Annotated in this window: 15 protein-coding genes; 2 read left to right on the forward strand and 13 right to left on the reverse strand. The window is 55.5% G+C overall.

The features are described 5' to 3' along the window. Window positions 1-137 precede the first annotated feature (137 nt). The 8 genes from FHX05_RS25950 to FHX05_RS25985 all read right to left on the reverse strand — a co-directional run bounded on the left by FHX05_RS25950 (window position 138) and on the right by FHX05_RS25985 (window position 8,206). Window positions 138-1,235 carry an alkene reductase gene (locus tag FHX05_RS25950; protein WP_183715323.1) on the reverse strand — a complete coding sequence of 366 codons (1,098 nt, stop codon included), beginning with the start codon at window positions 1,233-1,235 and terminating at the stop codon, window positions 138-140. 130 nt (window positions 1,236-1,365) lie between these two features. After that, complete coding sequence (locus tag FHX05_RS25955; protein ID WP_183715325.1) at window positions 1,366-2,103, reverse strand: glucose 1-dehydrogenase; 738 nt, start codon at window positions 2,101-2,103, stop codon at window positions 1,366-1,368. A gap of 43 nt (window positions 2,104-2,146) precedes the next feature. Further along, the gene (locus tag FHX05_RS25960; RefSeq protein WP_183715326.1) at window positions 2,147-2,938 is read right to left on the reverse strand and encodes a glucose 1-dehydrogenase; all 792 of its coding nucleotides are present in this window, start codon (window positions 2,936-2,938) and stop codon (window positions 2,147-2,149) included. A 45-nt stretch (window positions 2,939-2,983) separates the two neighbouring features. Then, the gene (locus FHX05_RS25965) at window positions 2,984-3,982 is read right to left on the reverse strand and encodes an ABC transporter permease (RefSeq protein ID WP_183715328.1); all 999 of its coding nucleotides are present in this window, start codon (window positions 3,980-3,982) and stop codon (window positions 2,984-2,986) included. A 5-nt stretch (window positions 3,983-3,987) separates the two neighbouring features. Beyond that, entirely contained in the window at window positions 3,988-4,962 is a 975-nt protein-coding gene (locus FHX05_RS25970) for an ABC transporter permease (RefSeq protein ID WP_210294995.1), read from the reverse strand. After that, on the reverse strand, window positions 4,959-6,488 hold the full coding sequence (locus FHX05_RS25975; protein ID WP_183875436.1) for a sugar ABC transporter ATP-binding protein: 1,530 nt from the start codon (window positions 6,486-6,488) through the stop codon (window positions 4,959-4,961). Before FHX05_RS25975 ends, FHX05_RS25970 begins: the two co-directional genes overlap by 4 nt. A gap of 70 nt (window positions 6,489-6,558) precedes the next feature. Beyond that, entirely contained in the window at window positions 6,559-7,653 is a 1,095-nt protein-coding gene (locus FHX05_RS25980; protein WP_210294734.1) for a sugar ABC transporter substrate-binding protein, read from the reverse strand. 46 nt (window positions 7,654-7,699) lie between these two features. Beyond that, window positions 7,700-8,206 carry a nuclear transport factor 2 family protein gene (locus tag FHX05_RS25985; protein ID WP_183715332.1) on the reverse strand — a complete coding sequence of 169 codons (507 nt, stop codon included), beginning with the start codon at window positions 8,204-8,206 and terminating at the stop codon, window positions 7,700-7,702. A 485-nt stretch (window positions 8,207-8,691) separates the two neighbouring features. On the opposite strand from FHX05_RS25985, the gene FHX05_RS25990 reads away from it, so the two are divergent. Further along, on the forward strand, window positions 8,692-9,087 hold the full coding sequence (locus tag FHX05_RS25990; RefSeq protein WP_348648152.1) for a carboxymuconolactone decarboxylase family protein: 396 nt from the start codon (window positions 8,692-8,694) through the stop codon (window positions 9,085-9,087). Window positions 9,088-9,807: 720 nt separating this feature from the next. On the opposite strand, the gene FHX05_RS25995 is transcribed toward FHX05_RS25990, so the two are convergent. Next, on the reverse strand, window positions 9,808-10,452 hold the full coding sequence (locus FHX05_RS25995; RefSeq protein WP_183715334.1) for an EthD domain-containing protein: 645 nt from the start codon (window positions 10,450-10,452) through the stop codon (window positions 9,808-9,810). A 320-nt stretch (window positions 10,453-10,772) separates the two neighbouring features. Beyond that, window positions 10,773-11,216, reverse strand: coding sequence for a MarR family transcriptional regulator (locus tag FHX05_RS26000; protein ID WP_183715336.1), 444 nt, complete (start codon window positions 11,214-11,216; stop codon window positions 10,773-10,775). 59 nt (window positions 11,217-11,275) lie between these two features. Between FHX05_RS26000 and hmgA the strand changes: the two genes are divergently transcribed. Beyond that, window positions 11,276-12,631: a homogentisate 1,2-dioxygenase gene (gene hmgA, locus FHX05_RS26005; protein WP_183875438.1), complete on the forward strand. Its 1,356-nt coding sequence runs from the start codon at window positions 11,276-11,278 to the stop codon at window positions 12,629-12,631. Window positions 12,632-12,765: 134 nt separating this feature from the next. Here the strand turns inward: hmgA and FHX05_RS26010 are convergent, their stop codons facing one another. The 3 genes from FHX05_RS26010 to FHX05_RS26020 all read right to left on the reverse strand — a co-directional run. Next, window positions 12,766-13,698 (reverse strand): AraC family transcriptional regulator, encoded by a 933-nt coding sequence (locus tag FHX05_RS26010; RefSeq protein WP_183715340.1) that lies wholly within the window; start codon window positions 13,696-13,698, stop codon window positions 12,766-12,768. Window positions 13,699-13,739: 41 nt separating this feature from the next. Continuing rightward, window positions 13,740-14,513: an L-iditol 2-dehydrogenase gene (locus tag FHX05_RS26015; protein ID WP_183715341.1), complete on the reverse strand. Its 774-nt coding sequence runs from the start codon at window positions 14,511-14,513 to the stop codon at window positions 13,740-13,742. Continuing rightward, window positions 14,510-14,743 (reverse strand): TOBE domain-containing protein (locus FHX05_RS26020; protein WP_183875440.1); only part of this gene is annotated, 234 nt, incomplete at its 5' end. The genes FHX05_RS26015 and FHX05_RS26020, both read right to left, overlap by 4 nt.

The raw sequence follows: 14,743 nt of genomic DNA on the forward strand, positions 1-14,743 counted from the left end.
AAGATTGGGCTGAAGCCCTTGTGTTGCTGGTCGCGCGTCACATCACGACGTACCGCTGTCCGCAGAGATCGAGAGGACCTTGTTGTCACCGGGTGTTGCTTGGGGGCGAGTTGATCGCCCCCTCACGAGTGAAGTGTTCAGGGCGCCGGGGGATAATCGACGTAACCTTCGAGCCCGGGCGTGTACCAGGAGGCCTCGTTGCTGCCCACAATCGGGATATTCTCCCGGACCCGACGGACGAGGTCGGGATTGCCGACATAGAATCGGCCAAATGCGACAACGTCTATCTCGCCGCCCTGTAGCGCCTTCTCGGCCGATTCCGGCGTGTATCCAGCAGCTCCGATGATCGGACCTTTGTAGATACGACGAGCGGTTTCTATCACTTCGGCGTCGCGCGAGCTGGCTTGAAGCTCGATGTTGCCGCTGACAACCGGGCGGATTACGTGAGCGTATCCCACGCCCAGTTTTTGAGCTACGCCAAGCATCCCTTCATACTTGGCATTGGGATCTTCATCATCAATGTCGTTGAACGTGCTGTACGGGGACAGCCGGACACCGACATATTCCTTCCCGTAAACGCTAATCATGGCATTGAGGACCTCTTCCATGAAGCGTAGACGCTTTTCCAAGGAGCCGCCCCATTTATCCGTTCTCTGGTTGCTGTTCGTCGATGCGAACTGATCCACCAAGTAGCCGTTGGCGCCGTGCAACTCAACGCCGTCGAATCCAGCTTTCTTCGCATTCGCGCAGGCGGACCTGTAAGACTCGATGACGCCGAGAATGTCCTCTTCGGTCATTTCGCGCGGTACCGGGTTCTCAACGAGGCCGTTTGCTGTGTCTGTCCAGATCAGAGGCTTTGGTTGAACGGCAGATGGACCAATTGGAAAGCAGCCCGGCGGCTGATTGTCTGGGTGAGCAATTCGACCACAATGCCACAGCTGAATAACAGCTTTCGCTCCACCTTTATGAATGTTGTCGACAACGTCCTTCCACTTGGCTGTCTGCTTTTCCGTCCAGATGCCGGGGGTGCGTGGGTAGCCTGTTGCTTCCGGGCTAACCTGTGTCGCTTCGCAGATTACGAGACCAGCCGTGTTGCGCTGGCCATAGTATTCCGCCGCCATCTCGTTAGGGCTCCAGTCGGCTTCCGCGCGATTGCGGGTGAGCGGTGGCATCACGATATGATTTGCCAGCTCCCACGCACCGAACTTTGCCGGTGAAAGTAGTTTTTCGTACATGTTTTCCTCCTAACTCCGCCCTGTGGGCGTCCAGTTGAGTGAGAGCACCAAAGCAACGAGAGCCGGTGCTGTCACGAAATTGACTCGTCTAGGACGAGCGAAAAGACCTCCTTCTGCGACTGCCAGGATGTCAAAACAAAGCGGGCAATCCTGCCGTCTCGCCGCCATCAGCGACGAATTCCGAACCGGTACAGAAGGAGCTGGCATCGCTGGCAAGGAACATTGCCAACTTGCTAATCTCGCTTGGCCGCGCGGCGCGGTTCATGGGAACGTGCTTGTACTCGTGATAGAGTCCCTCAATCATTGGCGTCTCGACGTTGCCAGGATGAATGGAGTTCACACGGATATTGAAAGGTGCGAGATCGAGAGCTGCGGCTTTGGTAAGACCTCTCACGCCAAACTTTGAGGTAACATAGGCTGGAACGCTGCCAAACGCTTTGATACCCGCTGTCGACGAGATATTAATGATCGATCCCGCACCCACCGACTTCATGATTGGCGCAATCGCGCGAATGCCTTTGAATGTGCCGGTCAGGTTGATCGATGTTACCTGCTCCCACTCTTCGTCAGAACATTGATCTACGGGCGTGAAGCGGAGGATGCCTGCGTTATTTATCAACACGTCGATGCGGCCGAAGTGGTCGGAAGCAATCTTCACAGCCCGCGCCCAGTTGTCGGTGTCGCGAACGTCGAGGTGAACCGCTAGGGCCTTATCACTACCAATCTGTGCCACGAGCGCCTGGACGTTTTCGTCGGCGAGATCGGCCAGCACGACCTTGGCACCTGCCGAAGCGAAGGCAACTGCTTCGTCAGCACCCATGCCTTGACCGGCGCCCGTGATCATCACAACCCTGCCATTTACATCCATGGAAATCCCTCCGAATACCTTTGCGACGCGTGGCGTATCTCGCTCACTTGATTGTCCACCCGCCGTCGGCCAAATAGACGGCTCCATGGACGAAGCTTGCTTCGTCACTTGCTAGGAAGAGGATCACATTGGCGAGTTCATGTGGTTGGGCGTGTCGACCCGCTGGCGCAGCACGCAACGCCTGATTCACAGGAAGGTCTTCGTTGTTGAATATGTTCGCCGTCATCCCAGTCTCGACCGCTCCAGGCGCGACCGCGTTAACACGGACCCCTTGGTGAGCGAAGTCGAAGGCGAGCTGGCGGGTGAAGCCTACTACGCCATGCTTTGCGGTCGTATACGCAATGCCGCCGCCACCCGCGATGAAAGCTGAAATGGACGCGACATTGACGATTGCTCCGCCGCCCGCTTCGATCATTGAAGGCAGGATGGCTCGCGAAACTAGCCACATGCCTTTCAGGTTGACTCCCATGATGCGGTCCCAGAGCGCCTCATCGGTCTTTAGCGCGTCGGCGTAGTCGTCAAGTATTGCGGCGTTGTTCAGAAGTACACGCACTGGGCCAAGCGCTGAAACTGTGCCAGAGGCCGCCGCTGCGATGCTCTCAGAGTTTGCGATGTCGACAACAAAGCCTTGGGCGGTCCCCCCGAAGCCGCGTATCTCCGATACTGTTTGTTCGACCCGCTCCTTGATGACGTCCCAGACAGCGACCTTCGCACCCTCTCTAGCGAAACGGTGCGCGGTTGCGCGACCGATCCCCGATCCCGCGCCAGTTATCACGGCGGTCCGACCAGCCAGCTTGTCAGAGTAAGTTATCGATCCTTGACCCACTTCGGTCATAAGTTACTCCATTTCTCTGCAGTGATTGAAAGGATTGCCGAGGGATCAGCCTGGGCGTATCTGAGCAGCCTTGGGGTTCCGGCGTATGCTCAAGCGATGGAGCCCAGTCGCGATTGGAGTTTTGCCGTTGGTCAGGTCGACGGTGAGGAATGCCAGGAGGACGATGCCGGTGGCCAGGTTTGCAGTCCAATTTGGGGTGCCAAGCATCTGGAGTCCGCTCAATAGTATCTGAAGCGTCAGCACGCCAAGGAAGACACCAGTCATATTCCCCCGACCGCCATAGACGCTGACCCCACCAATGAGAGCTGCCGCAACGGCGGAAAGAAGCAGTGCCTCGTGGCTGCCCGGCGTTGCACTACCCCCACGCAGAGCGGCAAGGGCCCCTGCCAAAGCGGCAAGTGAGGCAGAGCAGGTGAAGGCGAGGACGAGGGGCCGAGTTTGGGGGACACCAGCAGCCCGCGACTCCTTGCGGGCACCACCTATGGCATACACTTCGCGGCCATATCGGGTGTAGCGGAGGAAGAGCCCAACAGCGATCAAGACGAGGATCATCAGGATGCTGAACGGGGAGAAGATGACAACGCGCTCCCGCAACATCGAGGCCAATTTCAGGTTCGTCATCGCAAGCGTTAACGTCCTCTCATTCGAGATGATGTACGCGACGCCTCGCATGCCGATGAATGTGCCAAGTGTGAAAACCAGGGAGGACATCTGCAATCGCGCAATCGCAAAGCCTTGCGCCATGCCGTAGACGATAGCCGGTACCACCGCGCAAAATACGGCGACCGCAATTCCGTAATCCGACATCATAATCGCGATTAGGCCAGCACATGCTGCGACCGAGCCAATGGATAGGTCGAACTCACCGGCCAGCATGGTCACGCCCAGACCAGCAGCGACAATTCCAAGGATGGCACACGCCTCCAGCAGCGAGTACACGTTGCCGCTCGATGCGAAGTTCGGCGATGCTACAGAGAAAGCAGCGAACAAGACGCACACTAGGACGATGCGTTTGAGACTTGGCAGTTGGAGGAAGTTCGACATGATCATTATCCTTTCCGGCGGCCAAATGCATGGAAACCGACAACGATCAGCAGGATGAACGCCCCCGTGACACCCATGCGGACGCCGGATGGCCACGCAAGAAGCAGCATGTAATTTTGAAGCGTTGCGATAAATACGGCGCCGATAGCGGTCTGAAGCGGCGACCCGCGTCCGCCTTGGATTGCTGTACCGGCGATCAGCACGGCAGCGACGACATCAAAATCGACCGAACTGAAGCCCATAACTCGCGCCTTGCTGAACTGGGCGGCTTCGAAGATGCCCATAATGGCGGCAGCCACAGTGGCAATGATGAAGACGGAGATCGTGACGCGAGGCACCGAAATGCCGGATGAATGCGCCGTTGCCTGGTTTGCTCCGAGCAGGATCGTCTCGCGCCCGAACCTGGTTTTGCTTACAACGAACCAAGCGACCGCGACTGAAATCAGGAACGCTATCGTCTGTGTCGGTACCCCAAGAATGCGGCCGTTGCCGATCCATTCGACCGCAACGCTCTCGATAGGGATGTTCTTCCCGCCCGTGACCAACCCAGCGAGACCGGCCATCAGGGCTCCAGCTCCAAGGGTGGTGATAATCGGGTTCGCGCCCATTGCTATGACGCCGCCTTGGAGAAAGCCCAGCAGAATAGCGATCACGAGAGTAGCGATCAGCGCTATAGGGAACGGGATGCCATACGACATCATCACTGCCAGACAGACGCCGGAGAACATCGCTGATTGACCCAACGCCAGCGAGAAAAACCGGCCAGAAAGTGTGATGAATGTCGCGCCCATCGCAACGATCCCGGACATCGCAGCTGCCCTGAGAATTACCAATGCGTTCTGGGGGCTCAAGAATGCGGGGTTGTAGATGCCTCCAGCCGCGATCAACGCGAAGACAATCGCTCCAAGCACTGCATAGCGAACTAAGCGGCGAGTGCTTTTGTCGCCAGGCATGCCTATTTCTGTGGTCGCGGTGTTCACTGCGCAAGCTCCTCTACAGGGTGCGTGATGTCGCGGATAAGTTCTTGGCTGTTGGTCCGTGAAGCGGGAACGGTTCGCACCTGCTGGCCCCGGTACATTGGGATCACAGTGTCAGCGAGACCTTGGACCTCGTCGATATCGGAGGAGGCGAAGATAATCGCCATGCCATCGTCCGCGAGTTTTCGAAGGTGTCGATAAATTTCAGCTCTAGCGCCCACATCAACGCCACGGGTAGGCTCGGAAACCAAGAGAACCCGTGGTTCGATCCCAAGCCATTTTCCCAGTGCAATTTTCTGCTGGTTGCCTCCACTTAAAGCCCCAACCTTGTATTCGGCGCGTTTGACGTCTACTGCCATTTGACGGCAGATCCCCGTGGCCAAGGTGCGAACCCGACCGCGACTGAAGAGGCCGCCAGGCGAAACCTTACGCATGGAACAAGATGCAAGATTTGTTGAGACAGGAAGATCTGCGAAGATCCCATCGAGCTTACGGTCGCTTGAACAGTAACCAATGCCTTCGCTGATTGCTGTCGACAGACCATGAGCAGGCGGCAGAGTGACTTTGCCAACCCTGATGCTACCGGTCTCCACGACATCGGCGCCTGCGATAGCCCGAAGGAGGGCTTCCGATCCAGACCCGACCTGACCGGCGATACCGACAATTTCCCCTGCGCGGACGCGTAGCGATTGAGGGATCTTCAAAGAAGTGGATGTCACGCCCTCGACATTGAGCAACTGTTCGCCGAAGCCAGCCGAGCGCGTGGGGAACATCTCTTCAAGAGGCCGCCCAACAATTCTTTCAATGACCTTGTCGAGCGTCATTTCGGATACGTTGACTGGGGGGAAGCTCTGGCCGCTGCGAAGGGTAATGATCCGGTCCGCGATCTCAAATACTTCGCCAAGTCGATGGGTCACGTAAATGATGCTGCGGCCTGATTTTGCGAGGCGAAGCACCATCTCCTTGATCCGCTCGATATCAGCGTCATTGAGTGCCGCTGTTGGCTCATCAAGGATCAGAATACGTGCGTCAGTCGCCAGGAGTCGCGCGATTTCAATGAGCTGCCTTTCAGCTACTGAGAGCGTTTCAACTGGTACAGCTGGGTTCAGGTATCCAAGCCCCACAGCTTCCAGGTACTCTTTAGCTCGTCGTGCGAGGCGGGCCTTGGTCCATAGACCTCCGACTTCCACGCCGCCAAGAAAGATGTTTTCCGCTGCACTCAGCGGCCCGATGACGCTCAGCTCCTGCTCCGCAACGGCAATGCCAGCTGCGTGGGATAGCTTCGCGCTTCCTATCGGAAAGCTCTTTCCGTCGATCTTAATCGATCCAGCGTCGGGCGCATGATGACCTCCCAACACTTTGACCAGTGTGCTCTTACCTGCGCCGTTCTCGCCAAGTAATGCCATCACCTCGCCACGGCGAAGCTGGAAATTCACGCCGTTCAGCGCTTTGACGGCACGGAACGATTTGACAATACCTGTCAGTTCGAGAACCAAGGGGTTCTCGTCTACCTTGATCGCAACCATCATGAATTCCTGAACTGTGTCTGTGAGGCAACTGTCGCAAGACGGTTGCCGCTCCAAAGATACCGTCAGTCAATTAGTTGTAATTGCAGAGTTCCTGGGCTGTCTTTCCCCAGATCACGGTGTCAGTGTAAGACTTCTCTGAACCGTCCAGCATGGTGTTCGGCATGTAGTTCCACTTGTGCGGTGGAGTGTCGATCGACATGGGGGTGTCTGGAGAGAGGTTCTGTTCGCCGTCAATGACTTTTCCGGTATTCAAGTAGGCCACCAGCGCATACATGGCTGCGGCGCCCTCGATGTATGGTGCTTGGACGGACGTTCCGACAAGCTCGCCCTTCTTTACGGCGGCGTTTGTTGTCGAGTTCATGCAGGTTCCACCCACGAAAAGGACGTCCTTACCCGGCTGAATGCCGCTTTCCTTCGCTGCCCGCAGCGCCCCGTAGGCAAGTGCATCGTTTACGCCGTACACCCAGTTGAACTTGCCCTTGTTCGCTGGAATAATCTGAGAGCCGATGTTGTAACCCTCATTCTCCAGATATCCGCCGGAATTGACGTTCGCGAGGACTTGCGAACTTGAGGGAAATGCTTTCTTCATTTCGTCTTCGAAACCCGCAACGCGTTGCTGCGCGGCCGTGTGACCCGCCACCGTATTGACGATCAGGCCGTTGCCTAGTTCAACCCTTGCCTTCTTCGCGCCAGCGATCAGCAGCTGGGCGGCATTCTGTCCGCTGAGATAGTCGTTCACGCCGCCGTAGGCGACGAACAGGTCAGCCTGCCCAGGCGCAGGAACCTGATTGAGGATGACAACGGGGATGCCAGCATCCTTGAGCGCCATCTCTGAAGCAATGGCGGCAGCTCCGGAGACCGGGTTTAGTACGACCCCAATCGGCTTGTCGCCTGTCGAAAGCATCTGCTGGATGGCCGAGTCCTGCTGTTCCTGCGAAGAGGCCTCGACGTATGAGAACGTCCAGCCTTGCTTCTTCGCGATGTCCTGGACGGCGACCGCATTTTGGCCGAAATAGGGATTTTCCCGAGACTGGCCAAACATGATGATGGCGCCAGATTTCGGCAACTCAGCATGAAGGGTACCGGCAAACAAAAGACCACCCATTATCGTGGTAGCCATTAGTTTCATTCGAGTAACTGCATAGCGCTTTCGGTTCATTTCCATAAGTCTTCTCCTCCTGACTTAAGGTGGCGGGGCCTCCACCCCGGAATTACTTGGTCTCCCAAACCACGCGGATACGAGTTAACGTAAGCGACGCGATCCTCCACTGACCGCCGACGAGCCGGTATTGTTCGTCGTAGTGCCCGTACCCGTGCATGATCTCACCGCCATACTCGAGCCGGTCGTACAGCGTCCAACGGCCGCTAGCAGTTTCCGGTGTATGGATTTCGATCTGGGGGTCATGACCTTGATGCACGGCAACGATGCCGCCAACAGCACCTTCGATGACCTTAGCGGTCGCATCGCCGCCGATGACAACCCAGTCAGCCGGATTGATGCTATCTTCAGTGACACCATGATGCCCAACGTGGTGCTGGCACTCGCCACTAAAGTCGACCCGTGCATCGTCGGTGAACATGGAAGAGATTGCCTGCCAGTCCTTTGTATCGACCGCAGAAAAGTAGCGAGACTTCAGCTGACGGATATCCTCACTCGCGACGAGGCGGGCGAGCGCATCCACCCCGACGCTCGTACGCGGGGCAGGGTTCGTATTCATGATTTCTCCTCCATATCAACGATCAGCGGGGGTTCCTCAATGCCGGCTGCCGTTGCTGAGTGGATACTACAATCGATAATCTGTTAGTCAATAGCGAATTACCGTTCGCACTTTGACGCTTTGGCTTAAGCTGACGAGTAACTGCCTCAAGAGGGCAATTGAGATTTACCGCGAGGGGCGGGTCTTTGGGCCTGTCCGCTTCGAGATTCGGACGGTTTCAATAGAGTTAGTTGGCGCTTACCGTGTCCTCGAAGGAAATATGCACTTCCGTTGGATAGGAATAGCTTCGGGGGACAGGTGGGAATTTGCATGAGACCTGACGAACTTTATGTAGTGTACTGCTCTGCCACAATGCCTGCGGGATTGACCTCCCATAAACAGTTTTGTTAATGACGAACTTGCTCTTTAGTGGCGATTTTCGAATGACGTGACGTAGGTCGGCCATGAAATCGAAATAGCGCGTCCAAAATCTGGAAGGAATTGCCGTGGATGATAAGTTTTTCAACGTGGGGCTGGGGATTCGACGCGCGGTGATGGGCGATAGCCGGGTGGACAAATCGCTTGTGCAGGCGGATGACTTCAGCAGACCGGTTCAGGAATTGACGACTTCTTTTGCGTGGGGACAAGTTTGGGGTCGTGAGGCGGAACTTGACCGTCGGACAAGATCGTTGCTTACGATAGGGATGTTGATCGCTCTGAACAGGCAGGCGGAGCTTCAGGCACATATCGTGGGCGGCCTGCGTAACGGGCTGACGGAGGCCGATATACGGGAAGTGGTGATCCATTCTGTGGTGTATTGCGGCTTTCCTGCCGCGCTGGAAGCTACACGGTCGGCACAGGCCGCTCTTCAATTGGCTGGAGAAAATGAAAGTCAGCCTTGATTGATAGATTCACAATTGGGCTACCAACCACTAATGAGCGAAGTTTGGCTCGCCAATAAATTGCAGGCGGCCCCTGGGGTAATCCGTCGGTCAGTCGCTAAGTCGCGGAAAAATGTTCGAAGGATCAAAACACGTCGTCCGCGAAGCCATCAAAAATTTGCTCCCGACATTGCTTTAAAAATGGTGTGCTAAATGCAGCGTCCGCGCCAACCCTCGGTGAAGCAGAATGTTAGCGCATTCTAAACATCATGGACAACATGACTCACGTCCTGGAGCGCGGTCCGGACGTCTTGGAGGATAATGGACGAGGAGGCTCCCGTAACTCCCCTCGTGGGCAACTCAACAGTCAGCAAAGGTTATGCGACCGGTGAGACTTTCTACGAGATTTGCAAAACAGGTAACCTCGTCCAGATCGAAGATCTGCAACGTTTTCATCGCCGAATGCAAAACCTGGAAGGGGCCAGGCGGCACTGTCTACGGCAGTTGGTGGCGAGAAGAAGCACCCGTTTTAGAAATCCGGTCCAAAAGCAAGCGCTGACAGGAGCTTCCGCTACGTCATGTGCAGCAAAAATGATCCTGAGAGAGATGTGATCATGACGTTATGTACTACGACATCCCGAGCGACTAGCGCAGGGCATCAGCGCCGCCTCTCGAACCAAGCGCAGCATTTGAGCCGCTATCACAAATCTTGTCCCAAAGCCACGGAAATCGAGAGTATCGTCAGCGGATCGCCAATGGATCGCATATGTAGGCAGATGCCTGACGGGCCAAGCTCGTGATGGCGCAATGAAGATCGCTGCCGCGCGCGAAGGCTGCGCGCGCCTGCTCCTGTGAGCCGAACCAAACTACCATGATCACGTCGGGCGTCACCGGCTCCGACCAGAGGCGGGGTCGCGAGTGGCTGCTCGTGACGGTGTTGAGGGCAACTTGGCTTGCAAAGGAGCTTATAGCTGCATCTCGGAGAGTACCTTTGGCCGCGTTAGCCGCGATCTTGCCGCTCAGTGCAATCGGGACCATTATCTTCAAACCGGCGTGGTCATGCGGATCGGAAGTCTCGACAATATTCAGGGACCATCCCTTGAGGAATAAAAGCTCGTCATCCGGTATCTTCGAGGCGCCAGTGTCAGATGCCTGAGCAGCCTTCATCGTTTTTGCGTCCACGAAAAACAGCTCAACTATGCCATCAGCGCTGAAGGCACCGGCTTCGGGATAGGTCAGCAAGACCTCTTGGCATCGGTTTTGTGTGTATTTGCAAACCCCGGGTAGGGAAAGCGCGAGCTGGGCGTGTCCGCCCGCCCAATGGTCTTGGAACTCCCCGATGCTCATATCCTTCCGCTTTGATAACAGCGTCATTCTCTTCAACATGATTTCCTCCGCTACCACATTCCCGGGCAGCTCTGGATAGCAAATAAACCCTCCGACAGCCATAGGATTTGCCATCAACAAATGTCTTTGTTTCTATTAAATATACATCAAGGTCGTAAGCGAGTGGCTTCAACCTACCACGGGGAGCGGTGGGTACGCGACTCCTAGCAGTCGCGCACTGTGTAGTTCGTTAGAACAGCGATATGAAGGATTTCTCCGCGTGAATCGTTTGTGATGGCCAGCAGCTTTCTGCCTTGTCAGCAGTTGCTCCACGATCCCTAGGTGCGAGCGACCTATCTGGGAGTGGCTCACGACTCCGCTTAATCGCCGAGAGACTCGTCGAAGGACCTTTCGAGTCGGTCTAACAGCGCAAGCAGATGGCTGGCGTCCTTGCCAAGACTGTCCAAGAGACTCTGTTCGAAGGCGATCGCGCGGGGTACGATGCTATTATAGTATCTTCGTCCGGCGTTTGTTAGACTTAGTATCTCTTCCCGTCGGTCTTGCTGATTGCCTTCTCGGTGTAACCACCTGCGTTCTTCCAAAGCCCTGACGGCCCGACTAACTTTCGTCTTATGCATCGAAGAATGGATGCCGATCTCTCGCGCACTCATGCGTTCAAATTGACCTAACGTCGCAAGGACGCGCCATTCAGGGATGAGAAGATCGTAGTCAGGGCCGTATATGCTACGGAACTCCTTTGAGACGAGTGAAGCAATCTTGTTCAGCCGGTACGGCAGGAAATTTTCGAGATTTAGTTTGGTCATGATTGATGGTTACAAAATTGACAGTTACGTTTGCAACTGATTTCTTTAGGAGGACCGTTATGAATATCCAAAATCAGGTGCCTACAGATGCAAATGCCCGGGCCCCGTCCGCGATCCAGCCAGGCTATATGTCCGGATTCGGAAATGGCTTTGAAACCGAGGCGCTACCTGGGGCTCTCCCCATCGGTCGCAACTCCCCGCAGAAATGTGCTTACGGCCTCTATGCCGAGCAACTGAGCGGCTCGCCGTTTACCGCGCCGCGGACAACAAACGAGCGGTCTTGGCTCTATCGAATCCGACCGACAGTGGCCAACTGGGGCAAGTTTGAAAAGGCTGACATCCGTTTCTGGCGGACTGCCCCCGCCCACGAGCTTGATTCTCCAATTGCCCCTATGCGTTGGGACCCAATCCCGCTTCCCGAAGAAAAACTGAGCTTCATTGAAGGCATCCGCACCATCACCACCGCCGGTGACGCAGGAAGCCAAGCAGGAATGGGCGCGCACGTCTACCTTGCAACTCGCTCGATGGAAGACGAATATTTTTATAATGCTGATGGGGAGATGCTGATCGTTCCTGAGCATGGCAGCTTGCGCCTTTGCACCGAGTTTGGCGTCATCGACATCGAACCAGGCGAAATCGCCGTTATTCCGCGAGGCGTGAAGCTTCGTGCGGAGCTGGTCGACGGTCCGGCGCGTGGGTACTTCTGCGAGAATTACGGCGGTGCGTTCAGCTTGCCTGAGCGAGGCCCGATTGGTGCGAACTGCCTTGCCAATCCCCGCGATTTCTTGACCCCGGTGGCCGCGTACGAAGACCGGGACGCCGCTTCCAAGCTTTACGTCAAGTGGTCGGGCAACCTTTGGGTCACTGATATCGAGCACTCGCCGTTAGATGTCGTCGCATGGCACGGCAATTACGCGCCTTACAAGTATGACCTCAGAAAGTATTCACCTGTCGGGCCAATCTTATATGATCATGCCGATCCGTCGATCTTTACGGTGCTGACCTCTCCGTCGGAAACTTCTGGAACGGCGAATATTGACTTCGTCATCTTTCCCGAGCGCTGGCTGGTGGCAGAAAATACGTTCCGGCCTCCGTGGTACCACATGAACGTCATGAGCGAATTCATGGGCCTTATTTATGGCATCTATGATGCAAAGACGGGTGGAGGCTTTATTCCTGGCGGCATTTCGCTGCACAACACGATGCTGCCGCATGGCCCGGACATGGATGCGTTCGAAAAGGCCAGCAACGCGGAACTGAAGCCACACAAGCTCGAAGGCACGCTGGCGTTTATGTTCGAAACTCGCTTTCCGCAAAAGATTACAGCTTTCGCTGCAGAGACGCCATCCTTCCAGAAGAACTATGGTCACTATGGGGCTCGGTTGACCAAGCACTTCAGCCCAAATCAGCGCTAGGAAATTCGGACCAAGCTCCATCGGGAGCACAAGCCGGCGGTTGATGGAGCTTTTCATACTTACGAAGGAGGTGCCAATATCGAATATTGCATGGAATTTCTTACTTCTGCACCACCCCAGCCAAAGTACATCACTCAATATTCTGAGACGCGCTTTCCTCGCGACGCCCTGCGGTAATCTGACGGCGTTCTACCCACAGCTCGGAGAAATGATCGATTGAAATTAGATAAATTTCGATAGCCAACTTCGTAGCAAATGTCCGTGATGGATACATCAGATTCCGATAATATTCTGCAAGCTCGCCCAATCCTCAGACTTAGAATATAGTCCGTGAAGCTGCGTCCTGTGTTCTTGATGAAGAGTCTGCTGAATGTGTTGGTTGACATGTTAACAGCTGATGCAACATCGGGAAGCTGAACATTTTCCATGAAATGTCCATGGATATAAGCGATAGCTCGCTGGATCGTATCGAGCGTGGCGGGGTCAATTGTGGGTGAAAACTCTGCCGAGGAGAGAACTTCAAATTCACTCGAGCCTGCGAGTAGATCCAGGACGCGAAGGAATTCAACAAGCCTCTCCAGGCCCCGCGTCGCACCAATGCGCTCTAGTAGCACGGAGGCCCGTCGAGCCGTAGAACCTGAATATCGCAAACCCCGCTGCGACGCAGTCAGAAACGCGTTCAGCCGCTTCATCTCTGGTAAAATATTCCCGACCTGGTTGATTTTGTCAGGGTGGAATTGCACCACGAGATCTCTTTGGTCGATCCTTTCGCCTTTTGCTATGTGTGAAACCCAGTCATGGGGCAGGTTGCTCCCAACGACTGTGAGGTCGCCGGGATTGAATGTTCCAATGAAGTCTCCGATATAGGCAGTACCTGATGACTTCCGTATGAGATGAATTTCGACTTCCGGATGAAAGTTCCAAAGAGATTTCTTCCAGGGATAGTCGTCCAACCGCCAAAGGAAGGTGTCATGTTCCGCAGTTAGGACGTGCTCGAACTTCGCTGCAAGCCCCGATGTCGCAAGGCTTGCAGCATATGTTTGACGCACATTTGGCGAGGTGCTCATTCGCCCGGTTCCATCAAATTCAACGGTCTAGAGAATAGTGACTAGCTCATCCAGTTTCCACCGTCGACGTTATACGTTTGTGCCACGATATAGTCAGCTTCTCTCGATGCTAAGAACACTGCCATTCCCACCAAATCAGCTGCTGTGCCTATTCGGCCAAATGGGACAGCTTCGCCCACGAGCCGCTTCTTCTCTCCAAGCGCACGGTTTTCGTATTTCGCGAATTTTGCATCCACTGCATCCCAATGCTCGCCGTCTACGACCCCCGGAGCAATCGCATTCACGTTGATGCCATGCTTGATAAGGTCGAGACCGGCCGACTGGGTCAATGAAATAACAGCTGCCTTTGTTGCACAATAGACCGAGACGAGTGCTTCGCCACGCCGTCCGGCCTGACTAGCCATGTTTATGATTTTGCCGCCGCGGCGCCGAGCGATCATCGATTTTGCTACGGCTTGTAGGGTGAACAGGGTTCCCGAAACATTGACAGAGAAAAGCCGATCAAAGCTTTCGCGGGTAATGTCCACGATTGGTGCCAGATCGAAGAGGGCGGCGTTGTTGATCAGGATATCGATTCCGCCTGTTCTGGCCTCGACGGCAGCAACAGCCTCATTGATCGATGCCTGATCAGTTACGTCAATCCCTATCGCGAAGGCGGATGCGCCGAGCTCTATCGCTGTCTCCTCGGCTCGATCAATATCGATGTCAGCAATCGCAACGGTGGCACCCTCGCGGATGTACGCTTCGGCAAACGTTCGGCCAATACCGCGGGCCGATCCGGTGATCAAAGTTGATTTTCCTTCAAGACGTCTCATAAGTGCGCTACTCCGCTTTCGTTGAATCTGTGAATACGAGCCTTGTCCGGCGTCAGGTAGACGATATCGCCGGCCCGGGCCGGGAAATCGCCCGAGCCGCGCGCAGTCACCGTGCCGATCCCGTCGACATCGATATGCAGGAAAGTGTCGGAGCCGAGATGCTCGGCCACGAGCACCTTGCCCTGCCAGTCGCCTGCGGTAGTCGACAGCAGGGTATGTTCCGGCCTGAC

The organism is Rhizobium sp. BK491, assembly GCF_014194925.1.
Taxonomy (GTDB): Bacteria; Pseudomonadota; Alphaproteobacteria; order Rhizobiales; family Rhizobiaceae; genus Rhizobium.